Source organism: Parasphingorhabdus sp. (genome assembly GCF_036964565.1).
Classification (GTDB): domain Bacteria; phylum Pseudomonadota; class Alphaproteobacteria; order Sphingomonadales; family Sphingomonadaceae; genus Parasphingorhabdus.
On record NZ_JBALTN010000006.1, the window covers coordinates 211,031 to 225,241 of the forward strand.

The window sequence follows — 14,211 nt, forward strand, 5'->3', positions numbered from 1 at the left end:
TTTTCCTGCGACATAATGGGGCCGCAATGACCGATCAGCGATTCAATCCACTGGCGGCGGACAAACGCTGGCAAGCGCGCTGGTCCGAATCGCGCGTGTTCGAGGCGGATGACGCCAGCAGCAAGCCGCGCAGCTATGTGCTGGAAATGTTTCCCTATCCATCGGGCCGGATCCACATGGGCCATGTCCGCAATTACACGATGGGCGACGTGCTGGCCCGGTTCCGGCGGATGCAGGGCTTTGAGGTGCTGCACCCGATGGGTTGGGACGCGTTCGGCATGCCGGCGGAAAATGCCGCGATGGAGAAAAAGGTTCACCCCGGCGAATGGACAAGAGCCAATATCGCGGCGATGCGCAGCCAGCTGAAGACGCTGGGCTTCGCCTTTGACTGGAGCCGGGAACTGGCGACCTGCGAACCGAACTATTACGGTCAGGAACAGGCGCTGTTCATCGACCTGTTCGAGGGCGGCCTGGTCTATCGCAAGGAATCGGCGGTCAACTGGGATCCGGTCGACATGACCGTGCTCGCCAACGAGCAGGTCATCGACGGCAAGGGCTGGCGTTCCGGCGCCCCGGTCGAGAAGCGCAAGCTCAGCCAGTGGTTCCTGAAGATCACCGATTTCGCCGAGGATCTGCTCGCCGGACTGGGCGAGCTCAAGGCGTGGCCCGACAAGGTGCGGCTGATGCAGGAAAACTGGATCGGCAAGTCGCAGGGCCTGCAATTCCATTTTGCCTTGGCCGAGCCGCAAGACGATATTGCCACCGTCGAGGTTTTTTCCACGCGACCGGACACGATTTTCGGCGCGAGCTTCGTCGCGCTGGCGGCCGATCATCCGCTGACCCAGAAACTGGCCAGCCAAAACGCGGCCCTCGCGGCGTTTGCCGAAGAATGCAAGGCGGGCGGCACGACCGCGGCCGAGCTGGAGACGATGGAGAAAAAGGGTTTCGATACCGGCCTGACCGTCACCCACCCCCTCGATCCCGACTGGCAGCTGCCGGTCTATGTCGCCAATTTCGTGCTGATGGACTATGGTACGGGTGCCGTGTTCGGTGTCCCGGCGCACGACCAGCGCGATCTCGACTTTGCCCGCAAATATGATCTGCCGGTCAAGCGCGTGGTTTCGGATGGCGAGGAAGCCGACGCCTTGTTCGCTGGCGACGAGGCCTATACCGGGCCCGGCAAGGTCGTGAATAGCGCGTTCCTGGACGGCATGACGATCGAAGACGCGCAGAAAGCTGTTATCGCGCGGGCCGACACGGAAGGATGGGGCAAGGCCCAGACCACCTGGCGGCTGCGCGACTGGGGCGTTTCGCGCCAGCGCTACTGGGGCACGCCGATCCCGATCATCCATTGCGACGGCTGCGGGCCGGTGCCGGTGCCGAAGGACCAGCTGCCGGTGGTGCTGCCCGAGGATATCGATTTTGAAACGCCGGGAAACCCGCTGGAGCGGCACCCGACCTGGAAGCATGTCGACTGCCCCAAATGCGGCAAAGCAGCGCGGCGCGAAACCGATACGCTCGACACCTTCGTCGACAGCAGCTGGTATTTCCTGCGCTTTGCCAGCCAGCCGGACGACCGGCCCTTTGATCCGGAGGTCGTGAAGCAATGGCTGCCGGTGACGCAATATATCGGCGGCGTCGAGCATGCGATCCTGCATCTGCTCTACGCCCGCTTCTGGACGCGCGCGCTGGCCAGCATTGGCAAGCTGGACTTTGCCGAGCCATTCGAGAGCCTGTTCACCCAGGGAATGGTGACGCACGAGACTTATTCCATCAAACATTTCTCGATGGCAGGGCCGCTTGACGATGATGGGCAACCTATTGCTCAAATAACGTACTACCCTCCTGATGAAATAGAGCGAAACAAAGACGGTGCGTTCCTAATCGAAGGGGGAAAAGAACTTAATATCGGCCGCATTGAGAAAATGTCGAAGTCGAAGAAAAATGTCATCGACCCCGACCCGATCATCGAACAATATGGTGCCGATGCGGTGCGCTTCTTCATGCTGTCCGACAGCCCGCCCGAGCGCGACCTGCCCTGGTCCGAGGCCGGGATTGAAGGCAGCTGGCGGTTCGTCCAGCGGCTGTGGCGCCTGTTCATCTCGGTCGCCGAGGCGGCTGATGCACCCGCTGCCGAGGACAAGCCGCTCAACCGCAAATTGCACCAGACCATCGCCGGGGTGGCGGATGATATCGAGGCGCTCTCGTTCAACAAGGCAGTGGCCAAGATCTTCGAACTGGTCAACCTGATCGAGAAATCCGCACCGTCCGCCGACCGCAATGATGCGATCAGAACGCTCGCCCGGATTGTCGCGCCGATGGTGCCGCATATCGCTGAGGAAGCCTGGGCGTTGCTAGGGGAAAGCGACCTGATCGCGGACGCACCCTGGCCGAAAGTGCAAGAAAGCCTGCTGGTCGAGGACGAGGTGACGATCGCGGTTCAGGTGCGCGGCAAGCTGCGCGATACCCTGACCACCGCAAAGGGCAGCAGCAAGGACCAGCTTGAAGCCCTTGCCCTTGCCTCCGAGAAGGTGCAGCGTAGTCTGGATGGTGCCGAGATAAAGAAGGTGATTGTTGTGCCCGATCGACTGGTCAATATCGTTATATGACGCAGCTGGTAGCCCGGATCGCCGCCATGCTGGCCTTGTCCCTCCTGTTGGCAGGCTGCAACCTGCGTCCGCTTTATGCCGGTGGAACCGGCGGCGTGGTGGCCAGCGAGCTTGGCAATGTCGAAATCGAGCCGATTGCCGGCAAGGCGGGCTGGCTGATGCGCAATGCGCTCAAGGACCAGCTCGAGACTTTTGAGGGGCAAGAGATTAAATATCGGCTGAAGGTTGCGCTGGACGACAAGATCGCCGGTTTTGGTGTGCGCAGCGATGACCGGATCACGCGCGAACGCCGGACCCTGCGCGCCCGCTATCAGCTGGTCCGCCTCTCCGATTCGGTCGTCGTGCTGGATGCCACCGCGGGTTCCGATGCCGGAATCGACGTGGTCTCCTCGGAATATGCGACGCTGGCGGCAGAAGATACCGCGCTGGAAAATCTGGCGACCCGAGTTTCGAACCAGATTGTGACGCGGCTTTCGCTCTTCGCCCGAAACGAGGCCAGCAGCTCTCCCGAACCATGAAAAGCAAGCCGGAGGATATTGTCAGGCGCTATCGCGGCACCCCGATTCCTCCGCGGCTGACCTTGTTGTGCGGTCCGAACGTCACCCGCTGCCAGGCACTGGTCGACGAACTGGTGCGGCCGCTGGCCCAGTCGGCAGAACGGGTCGACCTGTCTATCGGTGATATCAGCGAACGGCCGGGGCGCCTGAACGATGAAGCGAATTCGGCCTCCCTGTTCGGCGACAAGCGTTTCATCGTGTTGCGTTTGAACAGTGGCGAAGCGGTGAGGGCGGCCACTGCGATCGAGACCCTGCTGGCAAGCGAGACCGGAGGCGATCCCGTGTTCGTCATTGCGCCAGGCATGGGCGACAAGACGGCGCTCGCCAAAACCATCGCCGCAGCACCCGATGCCCTGATGGCCACTTGCTATGAAACAAGTTCGGCAGAGGCAGCGACGGCGATTCTGGCAATGGCAAAACGGGAAGGCGTACGGCTCAGTCGTGAAATGGCGCAGGAAATAGCCGTTTTGACCAGCAATGATCTGGTCCTGGCGCGGCTGGAGGTGGAAAAAATCGCTCTGTTTCTCGACGCGTCTCCCGAAAATCCAAGCGAACCCGATGCCGATATTCTCTCGCTGCTCGGAGCCGAAAATGATGAAGAGGACATCAATCTTCTGATTCAAGCCGCGCTCAATGGCGATGCCGCTCGTCTGGCCGAGGAAATCGCCGACGCGCGTGCGCAGGGCATCAGCGAAATTGGTCTCATACGGATCATGCTCCGCCATCTGTCAAAGCTGGCAGAGCTGCGCAGCAAGGTGGACAATGGCGGCACGATCGATTCCGTAGCGGGCCATCCGAGCGTCTTTTTCAAGGAACAGAAGCATTTCAAGCGCCAGCTGCGGATCTGGTCGTCAGCCCATATCGCACGGCTGATCGAGCGCGTCTTGCAGCTGGAGATCGCGATGAAAAGCAGCGGCCAGCCCGATCAGGTGCTGCTCGAGGAAGAACTGCTGCTGATCGCGCGCAAGGCCGCCAGCGCGCGCTAGCTCACTCATATTCGGCGGTAATGGCAATCCGGCCCCGGAACTGCCCGCTGGCGTCGCCCCGCACGCTCAACTCGCCGCCAAAAGCGAAATTCAGCCGCCCCGTCTGGTCCAGCCTCGCCAGTTCCGGCAAATTGGTCTCCAGCCGTTCAAGTTCTGCCACCGCACCATTGGGAGCGCTGAGCTGGATGCGCTGTGGCAGGAATATCCTGACATTGCGTCCCGGCTCCCCGGTCAGCCGGCCTTCGCCGTGTAGGGCGATACCGCCGAGATTGGCGATGCTGCCGCGGATCTGCCGGTCTCCGGACGTTGGGTCGATAATGACCCTGCCGCCGCCGCTGCCCAGTACGGCGAGGCGAGAGAAATCGAGATCGGTGGTAATTTCGATCCGCAGCGGGATGTCGGAGGTCCCGGCATCTCGACCGGAAATACTGCCAGAAGGGCCGGTGTCAGCGCAGAGGCGGCACTGGGCATGTGATCTGCCCGTCGGCCATGCAAGGCAAACGATCATGGCCATCGTCAGCAGCAGCGATTTTCCCACCCTTTTCATAGCTCCACATCCTGCCGATATATGCCTAATATCCCGTTAAGCGCCGGAATGGTCGGACCCTGATTCTCTTCGGCAGATCCCTTGACCGACTGCATTTGAGCGCCCATTTACGGAATATGGAAAAAACAATATTGAGCGATGCAGAATGGCGGCAGCAGCTGTCCCCCGAACAATATCACGTGCTGCGCGAAGCCGGCACCGAGCGGGCCTTTACCGGTTCGCTGAACACGGAATATCGCGACGGCGAGTTTTTCTGTGCGGGCTGCGGCAACAAATTGTTTGAATCGCAAAGCAAGTTTGACAGCGGCTGTGGCTGGCCAAGCTTTTCCGAACCCGTCGACCCGGAAGCGGTTACCGAACTCGAGGACCACAGTCTGGGCATGCGTCGGGTCGAGATACGCTGCTCCAATTGCGATGGCCATCTTGGCCATGTTTTTCCGGACGGCCCCACCGAAACCGGGCTGCGCTATTGCATGAACAGCGCTGCCATGGCTTTCGAACCCAGTTCGGACTGATTTTCCCGTGCTTCCCCATTCAGCCTGCAGTAAGGCGTCAACTCGCTAGAAAATCTTGAATTCAGCGAATAACGGACGGATCAATATGGCACGGGGCAAAAAACGCAGCAAACCACAGGGGCCGGTGCAGAAATGGGGCTGGCGCCTGTTGAAAGCCGGGCTGGTCGCCGGCCTTCTTGCGGCGATTGCTCTGGTGGTGGCGATATTGGTGGTTCGCTCATCCCTCCCGGGTTTTGAGGACATGAAATCTTCGCCCAACGGCCAGATGATCCGGGTGCTTGACGTCAACGGTACGGAATTATTTTCCATGGGTCCCAGCTATGGCGAATGGCTGCAGTACGACGACATTCCCGAAGTCATGAAAGCGGCGATGGTGGCGGTCGAGGACCGGCGCTACGATAGCCATCTTGGCGTGGATCCGATCGGCATTGCGCGTTCGCTACAGGTCAGAATGCAGCGCGGTCACTGGGCCCAGGGCGGATCGACGATCACCCAGCAGCTCGCCCGAAATATATTCCTCAACAACAACCGGACGTTCGGCAGGAAAGGGCGGGAAATTCTGCTTGCGCTGGCGATGGAGCGAAAATTCTCCAAGGAACAGATTCTCGAGCTTTACCTGAACAAGGTCTATTATGGCGGCGGTGCTTATGGCATTGATGCTGCTTCCCGCCGCTTCTTCGCGCACAGCGCGAGAGAACTGAACCTCGCCGAGGCGGCGATCATCGCCGGTCTGGTCAAGGCCCCCTCGCGATATTCGCCGACCGCAGACGCAACCGCGGCGATCGGACGGGCGTCGGTGGTTCTGAAGGTCATGCAGGATGCCGGCGCGATAACCGCCGGCGAAGCGGCGAGCGCCGACCCCGCCGCGGTCAAGCTGGCCCCCGAGCCGCGGCAAAACAGCGTCCGCTATTTCACCGACTGGGCACTGCCGCAACTCGATTTGCTGATCGACGAGAGCGTCGAGCCGATCGAGGTCTGGACGACGCTGGATCTTGACATGCAGCGCAGCGCTACGGCGGCTATCCAGGCCAACGTGCCATCCGGCGCGCAAGGGGCCCTGGTGGCAATCGACCGCGATGGAGCGGTGCGCGCGATGGTCGGCGGCACCGACTATGTCACCTCCAACTACAACCGCGCCACCCAGGCGGTTCGTCAACCCGGTTCTGCGTGGAAAGTGTTTGTCTACATGGCCGCGCTGGAAGCCGGCTATGCGCCCGACGACACGGTAACCGACGAACCGATCACCATTGGCAATTGGACGCCGCGCAACAGCGGCGACCGCTATGCCGGCGACATCGATGTCCGCACCGCCTTTGCCTTTTCGAAGAATACGGTGGCAGCAGCGATCGGCAACGACATCGGCACGTCCTCCATTGCCAACATGGCCCGTCGCTTCGGTATCACCACCCCGATCGACACCAATCCGTCGATGGTCCTCGGCACGTCCGACGTGCGGGTTCTCGACATGACCCGTGCCTTTGCCTCGATCAGTGCCAAGGGCATCGCGATCACCCCCTTTGGCATCACCAAGGTGCAGACGATGAAGGGTGAGCTGCTGTATCAGAGCAAGTTTGACGGAAGCCGCGTGCTGGTCGATCCCTGGGTCGCAGCGGGCATTACCGATCTGATGCAAACCGCGGTCAACACCGGTACCGGACGGGCCGCCCAGATCGGCAGACCCGTGGCGGGCAAGACCGGCACCACCAGCAGCAACAAGGACGGCTGGTTCCTTGGGTTTTCCAGCGGCCTGACGACGGGCGTGTGGATGGGCCGCGATGACGCGAGACCCGTCGGCGGCCTTCAGGGCGGCCGTGCTCCCGCGTCCGCGTTCGCCCAGTTCATGAAAATGGCGGTGGCCAAGCGTAAGGTGGAGCAATTTGATACCGAGCTGGTCCTGCCGGAATGGCAACTAGAACCGGATGATGGCGAGCTGTTCGGCGCGCCGGAGGACGGGATCTATGTCGATGAAAATGGCATGCCGATCGAAACCGGCGGCGGCGTCGAATATGATCTGGAAGATGGCGAGGCTGCCGACAACCCGCAGCTCGATCAGGAGTGGATCGATAACGTGCTCGGCCGCGGCGGCGATTCTGCTCCGCGCAAGCCTGAGACACCCCCCGTCAAGAGACCCAAGCCGCAGCCGCCGCAAAACCAGCCAGAATCCTTGTTGCCCGAAGCGGCGCGCATCGAACCGCAGTAAACCTCCGCCTCAGTGGGGCGGATCGGGTTGCCGCTCGGCCCCCACCATGTGCAGGCCGCGCCCGTGATCCTTGAGCCAGCGATCCGCCGACCGGCGATCGGATTCGAATATCTCGTCGAGCAGGGCGTAGAATCGCTTGCTATGATCCATATGGCGGAGATGGGCGACTTCGTGCGCCACGACAGACCGGCGAACATGAGGAGGCGCCATGACCAGGCGCCAGTTCAGGCGGATAGACTGGCGTGCGGAACAACTGCCCCAGCGCCGTCGCGCATCACCAACGGCCAGGCGGGGCAAATCGGTTCCGGCCCGCGCGCAGTAGAATTGTAGGTCCTCGGCAAAAATGAGCCGGGACTGGGCTCTGAGCCAGCGCAGCACCCGCGCCTCGACATGTTCCACAGGTCCGCCCAGCCGGATTTCATCATCTGTCAGCAAGGGATTGCGCGAAAATTCCGGAGACCAGCGGATAACACGCGGTTCGCCCAGAAAGGCAATTTGGCTACCATCCGCCACCGGAACCGGCGGCACGGCTTCAGCAAAGCGCGCGTGAAGCCATGCGGATTTTGACTGGGCAAAGCGCAGCGCCTGCTGCTCCGAGGCATGCGCAGGAAGAGTCAGCCGAACGATGCCCTTCACCGTATCCGCCGAAACGATGATCGACCGGGCCTGCCTTGATCGCCTTAGGTGCAGCGGATAGCTGACCCCGTCCAGACTGATCGCAAGCGTCTCGGGCAGTGATGTCCTAAAAAGGCGCATCGACAATATGCTGTTCAAGGGGTCCGGCCCGGCTTTCCGGTATCGCCTTGCCACGGATCGACTGGCCTGCGGCATGGATCGTTTCACGGTCGCCGGAAACCAGATAATGCCAAGCCGGCAGCGGCAGGTTGCGCGCCCGCAATTTATAGGCGCAACTGTCGGGCAACCAGTCAAATTCCTCTAGCTTGTTGCGGGTCAGGCGGACGCAATCGGGCACATGAAATTTCCGGTGGCGATAGTCGCTGCACCGCGCATCCTGCAGATCGAGAAGCTTGCAGGCGATATTCGTCATATAAATCTGGCCGTCATCCTCGTCTTCGGCTTTCAGAAGACAGCACTTGCCGCAACCGTCGCACAGCGCCTCCCACTGGCCGCGATCCAAGGATTCGAGCGGTGCTTCCCAGAACGGCTTTTCAGATCCTAGCGCACCCATCGGGCGATTTCGTCCGCGACCTGCCGCGGTGTGCCGTCAAAGGGGAGCAACGCCAGCGGTTCTCCCTCGGGACCGAACAGATAGGCCTGGCGGCTGTGGTCCACCAGATATTCGCTCGCGCCTTCGTCGTTGCGGATATCGTAGATGATAAGATATTTTTTGGCGACGTCGGCAATTTCCTCGGAACTCCCGGTCAGGCCGATCAGCCGCGGATGAAATGCGGCCACATATTGCTTCAGCACGGCTGGTGTATCGCGGCCGGGATCGACCGATATGAAAATCGGCTGGATTTTCTTGGCAAGAGAGGGATCTTCCTTTTCCGCCTGCTTCAATCCCAGCATGATATTGGCCAGATCCACGGGACACACATCCGGGCAATAGCTGTAGCCGAAATAAATGATCCGATACTGACCCTTGAACTGGGCGTCGGACGTTTTTCCGCCATCCTGATTGGTCAGGGTGAACGGACCCCCTATTTTTGCTCCTGCAAGAGGCGGCTCGGCGTCAGCCGAAGCGCCGCCTCCAGGCGCAGGATTGCAGGCGGCCACCAGCAGCAGAAGCCCTGCAGCCATCAGGTTTTTTGCGATATCGTTGAATTTGTTCATTACGGGGCCAGACATGGTCTGCTAAGGCATGAAATTCAACAGATAATCGATGAGCGGCAAAGCCAGCGACGCTAGCGAGATGTTGCCGACGGAAGAAACGGGGCCAAACATGTTCAGTAAAAATTTGTCACGGATGATGTTGGGCGGGAAGTTGCTTGGCTTCCTGCGCTGTGCAGTGATCCCCGCGTTTGCCTTTGCGTTTGCCGTTCCGGCGGCGGCGCAATTCTCGGACAGCTACAATTTCCTGAAGGCGGTTGACGACCGCGATGGCGAGGAAGCCAACAAGTTTCTCAACCGGCCCGGCACGGTGATCATCAACACAAGGGACAATTCAACCGGACGCGGTGCGTTGCACATCGCGGTGGATCGCAAGGATTCGACCTGGCTGGCGTTCCTCCTGCAGAAGGGAGCCAATCCCAATATTCGCGACAAGCAAGGACTGACCCCGCTGATGATGGCGACGCAGCTTCGTTTCGTCGAAGGCGTGAAGATCCTTCTGGCCAAGGACGCGGCGGTGGACGAGACCAACAAGCAGGGCGAAACGGCGCTCATTCGGGCCGTACAACTGAGAGACTCGGAGCTGGTCAGGCTGCTCCTTGCCAGCGGTGCCAACCCGGACCGGACCGACACGCTGGCGGGCCTGTCGGCACGGGACTATGCCAAGCGGGATCGCCGTGCTGCGAGTATCTTGGCTGAAATAGAGAAGGCCGACGCCAGCCAGAAACCCGAATCCGAAGGACGGTTTTTCGGGCCCGAAGGGTGAACGACTGTTCTCAGCGACCCCGGTCGAACAGTTCCGAGGCCGGACCGGTCCATCCTTCGCAGATGGCTGAACGCTGCATGGCACGGCGCGCCAGTCGCATGGTTTCCGTCTTCCGCCGGGCCGGGGCGAGCGTTTCCGTCGCTGCCGGCCTCACCATCTCCCCGTCATAGGCATCGGCGATGATCAACCCCGTCCGCTCGGGCAGGAACTCCGGCCGGTTGACTGGAGAGGCGTCGAAACCGATCGGCAGCGCCCAGTAGAACCGGTCACAATATTCCAGATATTCGCTCCATTTCGCATCGCTCAGCAAGTCGCTCCGTGCCACCTTGATCTCGACAATGACGATCTGGCCTCTGGCGTCGATTCCCATGAGATCCGCACGGCGCCGGTTTCGCAAACTCACCTCGGGAAGCACCATGATATCGTGGCGCAAGAACATGCGCGCGACGCCGCGCGCCACGGCTTGAGCTGCGGTCAGCTCGCCGGAAGCGGTCAACAGGCCAAGCGAATCAGGATCCATCGTCATCAGCGATGACTAGAACATAAAAAGAACAAAGCAAAGGCCCCCGTGAGGGAGCCTTTGCTTTGTCGTTGCGGACAATCATTGGTAAAAAATATGATTGTCGATCGCGGCCATGCGTTTCAGCCGCCAGCCCGGCGATACATAGCGGGCGTGAAAGAACAACGCGCCTTCTGCGGAGCTTTCCCAGCCATCGTTCATCGCAATTTTGGCGATCGCCACGGCATCGTGCCAATGCCGCTGGCTGGTTCTGATCGGAGGCATTTTACCACCCCGAACGAAGGAGAACTGGCTGCGCTGGAAGACAACGCCGCAAATGCTGTCGGGGAACCGGGACGATTCGACCCGGGCCAGAACAACCCTTGCCACCGCCAGCTGGCCCTGCAGGGTCTCGCCCTTGGATTCAAAATAGACGGTTCCGGCCAGACACTGCATTTCCTTGTCCAGGGATCCGGTTGTCGACTGCTGGCGCACCAGCTGCTGCAAGGAAACCGCCCCGTCGTTGTTGAATGTGTCTCCGCCAGCGAGGTCGCTCGGGACTTCGCCGTTGGCCATTCTGTCCGACTGCACAACATCCTGGGGAATGTCTGCGACAACTTCCTGATGGTCGCCAAATATAATGGCTTGATCCGCTTCGTCTTCGGCCAGCAAGGCGGGATCAACGAAAATCTCGGTTTCAGGCGTCTCGTCGGTTGCTTCCAACGCGAAAGACGCATCGGTGAAGGACAAGGCAACCACCGCGGTAAAGGCAAGCGACAAGGCGCTTGTTGCACGAAAAATTTTGCTCATTAACCTATAACATTATGCGGTGAGACCAGAGCAGCCCCGACATTCTCGTCGAAACCGCAAAAAACAGACCCTGAAAACCCAAAGCGCGGACCTGTTTCTGTTCTCCCCGTCTGCGTGTTTGCCGCCCGTCATTTCTGACACCCTGCCGGCCACCTGCGCATCAAAGTTGAGCGCCAAATATGGCCGGGGGATATAAAGTCAAGTTTACTGACCCATTTCGGCGATGAGCCGTTCCGCATCCGGGATGTCCAGTTCAATTAACCAGATATCGGGGTCAAAGCGGAATCGCTGAGCCAGATATTCGGATAATTCTCTAGCATTATCAGTATCTTGGGGCCAGATTCGTTGCCAATTGGGACGACCATCCAGCGACGGCATATTCTCCAGGAGCCTAGGGTTTTGGCCCTTTTCCATGCATTGAATGAGCAGCGAGCCGGATATTCTGTCGCCCTTTTTAAGAACAGTCCCAAAGCCGCCGTTCTGGTTGACCAGCCTCAGAAGCGTCTGGATCTTCATTTCGGCAGAAAGCCGCGGTTCAATCATTCTTCTTGTAGCCCGGCAACGAGGCGAGCGGGATATGCGAACGCATGAACGTTCCCGTCCCCCGGGCGATTTCCTCGCCTTCGGCATCGATCAGCCGCGCATCCGCGACGAACACCCGCCTCTTGCCGCTGACCCAGCGTCCTTCGGCGGTGACCGGACCGGACCTGAGCGGCTTGGTAAAAAGCAGGTTGAAGGCAGTGGTGAGGATGAACCGGTCTGTCACAAGGCTGTTGGCGGCATAGAAGGCGGCATCGTCGAGCATCTTGAAATAGGCCGTGCCGTGGACCGCGCCGGCGGCGTGATAATAGCGCTGGTCGACGTCGAAGAAGATCCTGGCTTCGCCGGCCTTGGCAATTTCTAGGCGCGAATTGAACAACTGGTTTATCGGCGCCGCGTCATAGAGTCGCTCCAAGGCGCGAAAATGCTCTTGTGCGCCATCATTGTCGATATTGCCGATCATTGCCCGATCAGGCTGCCCGCTGTTCCGGCTGGCGGTTCAAAAGCGCGTAGAGCGCATCCTGGCCCGTTGCACCGCGCAGTTTGGCCACCATCTGGTCGTCCCGAAGAAAGCGGGATACGGCCGCCAGCGCCTTCAGATGCTCTGCGCCGGTCTTTTGCGGCGACAGCAGGGCAAAAATCAGGTCGACCGGCTTTCCATCATGGGCGGCGAAGTCAACCGGCTCGGCGAGGCGCAGGAAAATGCCCACGCATCGATCGAGGCCGTCCAGCTTTGCGTGGGGTATGGCAATGGCGCGGCCAAAGCCCGTCGACCCCAGACCCTCGCGTGCCGTCAGACCGGAGTGGATGGCTTCCGCATCAAGACCATAGCAGTCCTGCGCTATGCTTGCGATCATCCGAAGAAGTTGCCCCTTGCCGGCAACCTCCGGACAATCCCGCACTGCTGCGAGTTCCAAGCGAACGGACAAGTCAGTCATCAATCTTTCCTTTTGTCCCCGCAAATTTCCGTCGGTCAGCAATCAGGCCTGACTGCAGATATCGGCAGGTTTCAGGCCGGTATCAAAACCGCTGGTCGGACCTGATGACAAGCCCTCATCGCGGTCAGCGATGCGGTTCGACCCAACCGATGGTGCCGTCGGAGCGGCGATAAACCATATTATGGGCGCCAGTGCCAGAGTTTTTGAACAAAAGTGCGCTGGTATTGCGCAGATCCATCATCATCACCGCATTGGAGACGCTTGCTTCGGGGATGTCGGTGCTGGTTTCGGCAATGATGGGCGGCGATTCGCCGTTGAACTCGCTTTCATCCTCCTCCTCGAAGGATTCAAACACCCGATAGGCGGCCTCTTCCTGCTTAGCGGCATATTGCGCCTGAACGTGATGATCGTTCAGCCGCCGCATATAGCGGCGCAGCTGCTTTTCGATCTTGTCGGCCGCCTGTTCGAACGCCTGATGGGCGTCGCCCGCCTCGGCGTCTGCCTTCAGCATCAGCCCCTGCATCACGTGGGTCACGATATCGCATCGGAAATGCGCATGCGGCGCTTTGCTGATCGTGACATTGGCCGATATGGCCTTGGCAAAATATTTGCTGGCGATCGCATTCATGCGGTCCTCGGCGTGGGTCTGCAACGCATCGCCGGTATCTACCTGATGTCCTGAAACACGAATTTCCATTTTGTTCTCCTTCGCTTCCTGTACTCTTGCGCCAACGGCGATACCGTCAAATCTCTCTCCACAGGGCATTTTCAATCCCTTGAATGAACATCGCGTGTCTGGCGAGTTCATCTGCATCTGCGGCGTGCGCGCGCGGCTCGATAAATATCTTCCGCTCGGGCTGCCTCAGCACCGGTCGCGCACTGGCCATAGCAGCACTATCGTTCCGGTCCTCTGCTAGGCCAAGTCCGATCTGGCGGCCTCCGGTGAGTTCGATATACAGCTGGGTCAGCAGTTCGGCATCCAGCAGGGCGCCATGTTTCACCCGGTGGCTGCGGTCGATGCCGTAGCGCGAGCACAGCGCGTCCAGCGAAAGCTTGGCACCGGGATGCTTGGATTTGGCGATCGCCAGCGTATCCACCATCCGAAAGCGGGAAATCGGCTGATATCCGCAGAGAACCAGCTCGGCGTTGAGAAAATTGAAATCAAACTGGGCGTTGTGTGCGACAAGCTTGGCATCGCCAAGGAAGGCCAGCAGCTCTTCCGCGCCGGCAGCAAACAACATCTTGTCCGAAAGAAACACATCGGACAGGCCATGCACATTCTCGGCCGCCTTCGGCATCGGCCGCTCGGGATTATAATAGCAATGGAAGGTCCGGCCGGTTTCGATCCGGTCGATCATTTCGATGCAGCCAATTTCGACCATCCGGTCGCCGCTTTGCGGATCAAAGCCGGTCGTTTCGGTATCGAATATTATTTCCCGCATAAGAACGATAT

17 protein-coding genes are annotated in these 14,211 nt (G+C 60.0%); 6 read left to right on the forward strand and 11 right to left on the reverse strand.

The annotated features are described in order from the left end of the window. Positions 1-26 precede the first annotated feature (26 nt). The 3 genes from leuS to holA are packed head-to-tail and all read left to right on the forward strand — an operon-like array spanning position 27 to position 4,152. Positions 27-2,609 carry a leucine--tRNA ligase gene (gene leuS, locus V7650_RS10455; protein WP_335656186.1) on the forward strand — a complete coding sequence of 861 codons (2,583 nt, stop codon included), beginning with the start codon at positions 27-29 and terminating at the stop codon, positions 2,607-2,609. Beyond that, the gene (gene lptE / locus V7650_RS10460) at positions 2,606-3,127 is read left to right on the forward strand and encodes an LPS assembly lipoprotein LptE (RefSeq protein ID WP_335656187.1); all 522 of its coding nucleotides are present in this window, start codon (positions 2,606-2,608) and stop codon (positions 3,125-3,127) included. The genes leuS and lptE overlap by 4 nt, the downstream gene beginning before the upstream one ends. Beyond that, positions 3,124-4,152, forward strand: coding sequence for a DNA polymerase III subunit delta (gene holA / locus V7650_RS10465; protein ID WP_335656188.1), 1,029 nt, complete (start codon positions 3,124-3,126; stop codon positions 4,150-4,152). Before lptE ends, holA begins: the two co-directional genes overlap by 4 nt. Position 4,153: 1 nt before the next feature. Here the strand turns inward: holA and V7650_RS10470 are convergent, their stop codons facing one another. Beyond that, positions 4,154-4,699: a DUF4402 domain-containing protein gene (locus V7650_RS10470; protein ID WP_335656189.1), complete on the reverse strand. Its 546-nt coding sequence runs from the start codon at positions 4,697-4,699 to the stop codon at positions 4,154-4,156. Between the two features lie 116 nt (positions 4,700-4,815). Between V7650_RS10470 and msrB the strand changes: the two genes are divergently transcribed. After that, positions 4,816-5,214, forward strand: coding sequence for a peptide-methionine (R)-S-oxide reductase MsrB (gene msrB / locus V7650_RS10475; protein ID WP_335656190.1), 399 nt, complete (start codon positions 4,816-4,818; stop codon positions 5,212-5,214). 85 nt (positions 5,215-5,299) lie between these two features. Beyond that, complete coding sequence (locus tag V7650_RS10480) at positions 5,300-7,414, forward strand: transglycosylase domain-containing protein (RefSeq protein WP_335656191.1); 2,115 nt, start codon at positions 5,300-5,302, stop codon at positions 7,412-7,414. A gap of 9 nt (positions 7,415-7,423) precedes the next feature. On the opposite strand, the gene V7650_RS10485 is transcribed toward V7650_RS10480, so the two are convergent. Genes V7650_RS10485 through V7650_RS10495 form a run of 3 tightly spaced genes read right to left on the reverse strand, consistent with a single transcriptional unit; the run spans position 7,424 to position 9,223 of the window. Continuing rightward, positions 7,424-8,170 (reverse strand): M48 family metallopeptidase, encoded by a 747-nt coding sequence (locus V7650_RS10485; protein ID WP_335656192.1) that lies wholly within the window; start codon positions 8,168-8,170, stop codon positions 7,424-7,426. Next, positions 8,157-8,603, reverse strand: coding sequence for a YcgN family cysteine cluster protein (locus V7650_RS10490; protein WP_335656193.1), 447 nt, complete (start codon positions 8,601-8,603; stop codon positions 8,157-8,159). The genes V7650_RS10485 and V7650_RS10490 overlap by 14 nt, the downstream gene beginning before the upstream one ends. Continuing rightward, complete coding sequence (locus V7650_RS10495) at positions 8,591-9,223, reverse strand: SCO family protein (RefSeq protein WP_442955282.1); 633 nt, start codon at positions 9,221-9,223, stop codon at positions 8,591-8,593. Before V7650_RS10495 ends, V7650_RS10490 begins: the two co-directional genes overlap by 13 nt. Before the next feature lie 94 nt (positions 9,224-9,317). Between V7650_RS10495 and V7650_RS10500 the strand changes: the two genes are divergently transcribed. Beyond that, on the forward strand, positions 9,318-9,971 hold the full coding sequence (locus V7650_RS10500) for an ankyrin repeat domain-containing protein (RefSeq protein ID WP_335656195.1): 654 nt from the start codon (positions 9,318-9,320) through the stop codon (positions 9,969-9,971). Positions 9,972-9,981: 10 nt separating this feature from the next. Here the strand turns inward: V7650_RS10500 and V7650_RS10505 are convergent, their stop codons facing one another. The 7 genes from V7650_RS10505 to dnaQ form a co-directional block, all read right to left on the reverse strand. Then, entirely contained in the window at positions 9,982-10,497 is a 516-nt protein-coding gene (locus V7650_RS10505) for an MmcB family DNA repair protein (protein ID WP_335656196.1), read from the reverse strand. Positions 10,498-10,572: 75 nt separating this feature from the next. Further along, on the reverse strand, positions 10,573-11,280 hold the full coding sequence (locus tag V7650_RS10510) for a cell wall hydrolase (protein ID WP_335656197.1): 708 nt from the start codon (positions 11,278-11,280) through the stop codon (positions 10,573-10,575). 204 nt (positions 11,281-11,484) lie between these two features. After that, a complete protein-coding gene (locus tag V7650_RS10515) occupies positions 11,485-11,823 on the reverse strand; it encodes a DUF1491 family protein (RefSeq protein WP_335656198.1) in 339 nt (112 codons plus the stop codon). Further along, positions 11,816-12,283: a PaaI family thioesterase gene (locus V7650_RS10520; protein WP_335656199.1), complete on the reverse strand. Its 468-nt coding sequence runs from the start codon at positions 12,281-12,283 to the stop codon at positions 11,816-11,818. Before V7650_RS10520 ends, V7650_RS10515 begins: the two co-directional genes overlap by 8 nt. Positions 12,284-12,290: 7 nt before the next feature. Beyond that, the gene (locus V7650_RS10525; RefSeq protein WP_335656200.1) at positions 12,291-12,758 is read right to left on the reverse strand and encodes a PTS sugar transporter subunit IIA; all 468 of its coding nucleotides are present in this window, start codon (positions 12,756-12,758) and stop codon (positions 12,291-12,293) included. Positions 12,759-12,882: 124 nt separating this feature from the next. Further along, positions 12,883-13,455 carry a ribosome hibernation-promoting factor, HPF/YfiA family gene (gene hpf / locus V7650_RS10530; RefSeq protein WP_335656201.1) on the reverse strand — a complete coding sequence of 191 codons (573 nt, stop codon included), beginning with the start codon at positions 13,453-13,455 and terminating at the stop codon, positions 12,883-12,885. A 46-nt stretch (positions 13,456-13,501) separates the two neighbouring features. Further along, the gene (gene dnaQ, locus V7650_RS10535) at positions 13,502-14,200 is read right to left on the reverse strand and encodes a DNA polymerase III subunit epsilon (RefSeq protein ID WP_335656202.1); all 699 of its coding nucleotides are present in this window, start codon (positions 14,198-14,200) and stop codon (positions 13,502-13,504) included. Positions 14,201-14,211 lie beyond the last annotated feature (11 nt).

Bases quoted from the DNA above. Each gene is read 5' to 3' on its own strand.
- leuS (WP_335656186.1), top strand. From the start codon at position 27: ATGACCGATCAGCGATTCAATCCACTGGCGGCGGACAAACGCTGGCAA.
- lptE (WP_335656187.1), top strand. From the start codon at position 2,606: ATGACGCAGCTGGTAGCCCGGATCGCCGCCATGCTGGCCTTGTCCCTC.
- holA (WP_335656188.1), top strand. From the start codon at position 3,124: ATGAAAAGCAAGCCGGAGGATATTGTCAGGCGCTATCGCGGCACCCCG.
- V7650_RS10470 (WP_335656189.1), bottom strand. From the start codon at position 4,699: ATGAAAAGGGTGGGAAAATCGCTGCTGCTGACGATGGCCATGATCGTT.
- msrB (WP_335656190.1), top strand. From the start codon at position 4,816: ATGGAAAAAACAATATTGAGCGATGCAGAATGGCGGCAGCAGCTGTCC.
- V7650_RS10480 (WP_335656191.1), top strand. From the start codon at position 5,300: ATGGCACGGGGCAAAAAACGCAGCAAACCACAGGGGCCGGTGCAGAAA.
- V7650_RS10485 (WP_335656192.1), bottom strand. From the start codon at position 8,170: ATGCGCCTTTTTAGGACATCACTGCCCGAGACGCTTGCGATCAGTCTG.
- V7650_RS10490 (WP_335656193.1), bottom strand. From the start codon at position 8,603: ATGGGTGCGCTAGGATCTGAAAAGCCGTTCTGGGAAGCACCGCTCGAA.
- V7650_RS10495 (WP_442955282.1), bottom strand. From the start codon at position 9,223: ATGTCTGGCCCCGTAATGAACAAATTCAACGATATCGCAAAAAACCTG.
- V7650_RS10500 (WP_335656195.1), top strand. From the start codon at position 9,318: ATGTTCAGTAAAAATTTGTCACGGATGATGTTGGGCGGGAAGTTGCTT.
- V7650_RS10505 (WP_335656196.1), bottom strand. From the start codon at position 10,497: ATGACGATGGATCCTGATTCGCTTGGCCTGTTGACCGCTTCCGGCGAG.
- V7650_RS10510 (WP_335656197.1), bottom strand. From the start codon at position 11,280: ATGAGCAAAATTTTTCGTGCAACAAGCGCCTTGTCGCTTGCCTTTACC.
- V7650_RS10515 (WP_335656198.1), bottom strand. From the start codon at position 11,823: ATGATTGAACCGCGGCTTTCTGCCGAAATGAAGATCCAGACGCTTCTG.
- V7650_RS10520 (WP_335656199.1), bottom strand. From the start codon at position 12,283: ATGATCGGCAATATCGACAATGATGGCGCACAAGAGCATTTTCGCGCC.
- V7650_RS10525 (WP_335656200.1), bottom strand. From the start codon at position 12,758: ATGACTGACTTGTCCGTTCGCTTGGAACTCGCAGCAGTGCGGGATTGT.
- hpf (WP_335656201.1), bottom strand. From the start codon at position 13,455: ATGGAAATTCGTGTTTCAGGACATCAGGTAGATACCGGCGATGCGTTG.
- dnaQ (WP_335656202.1), bottom strand. From the start codon at position 14,200: ATGCGGGAAATAATATTCGATACCGAAACGACCGGCTTTGATCCGCAA.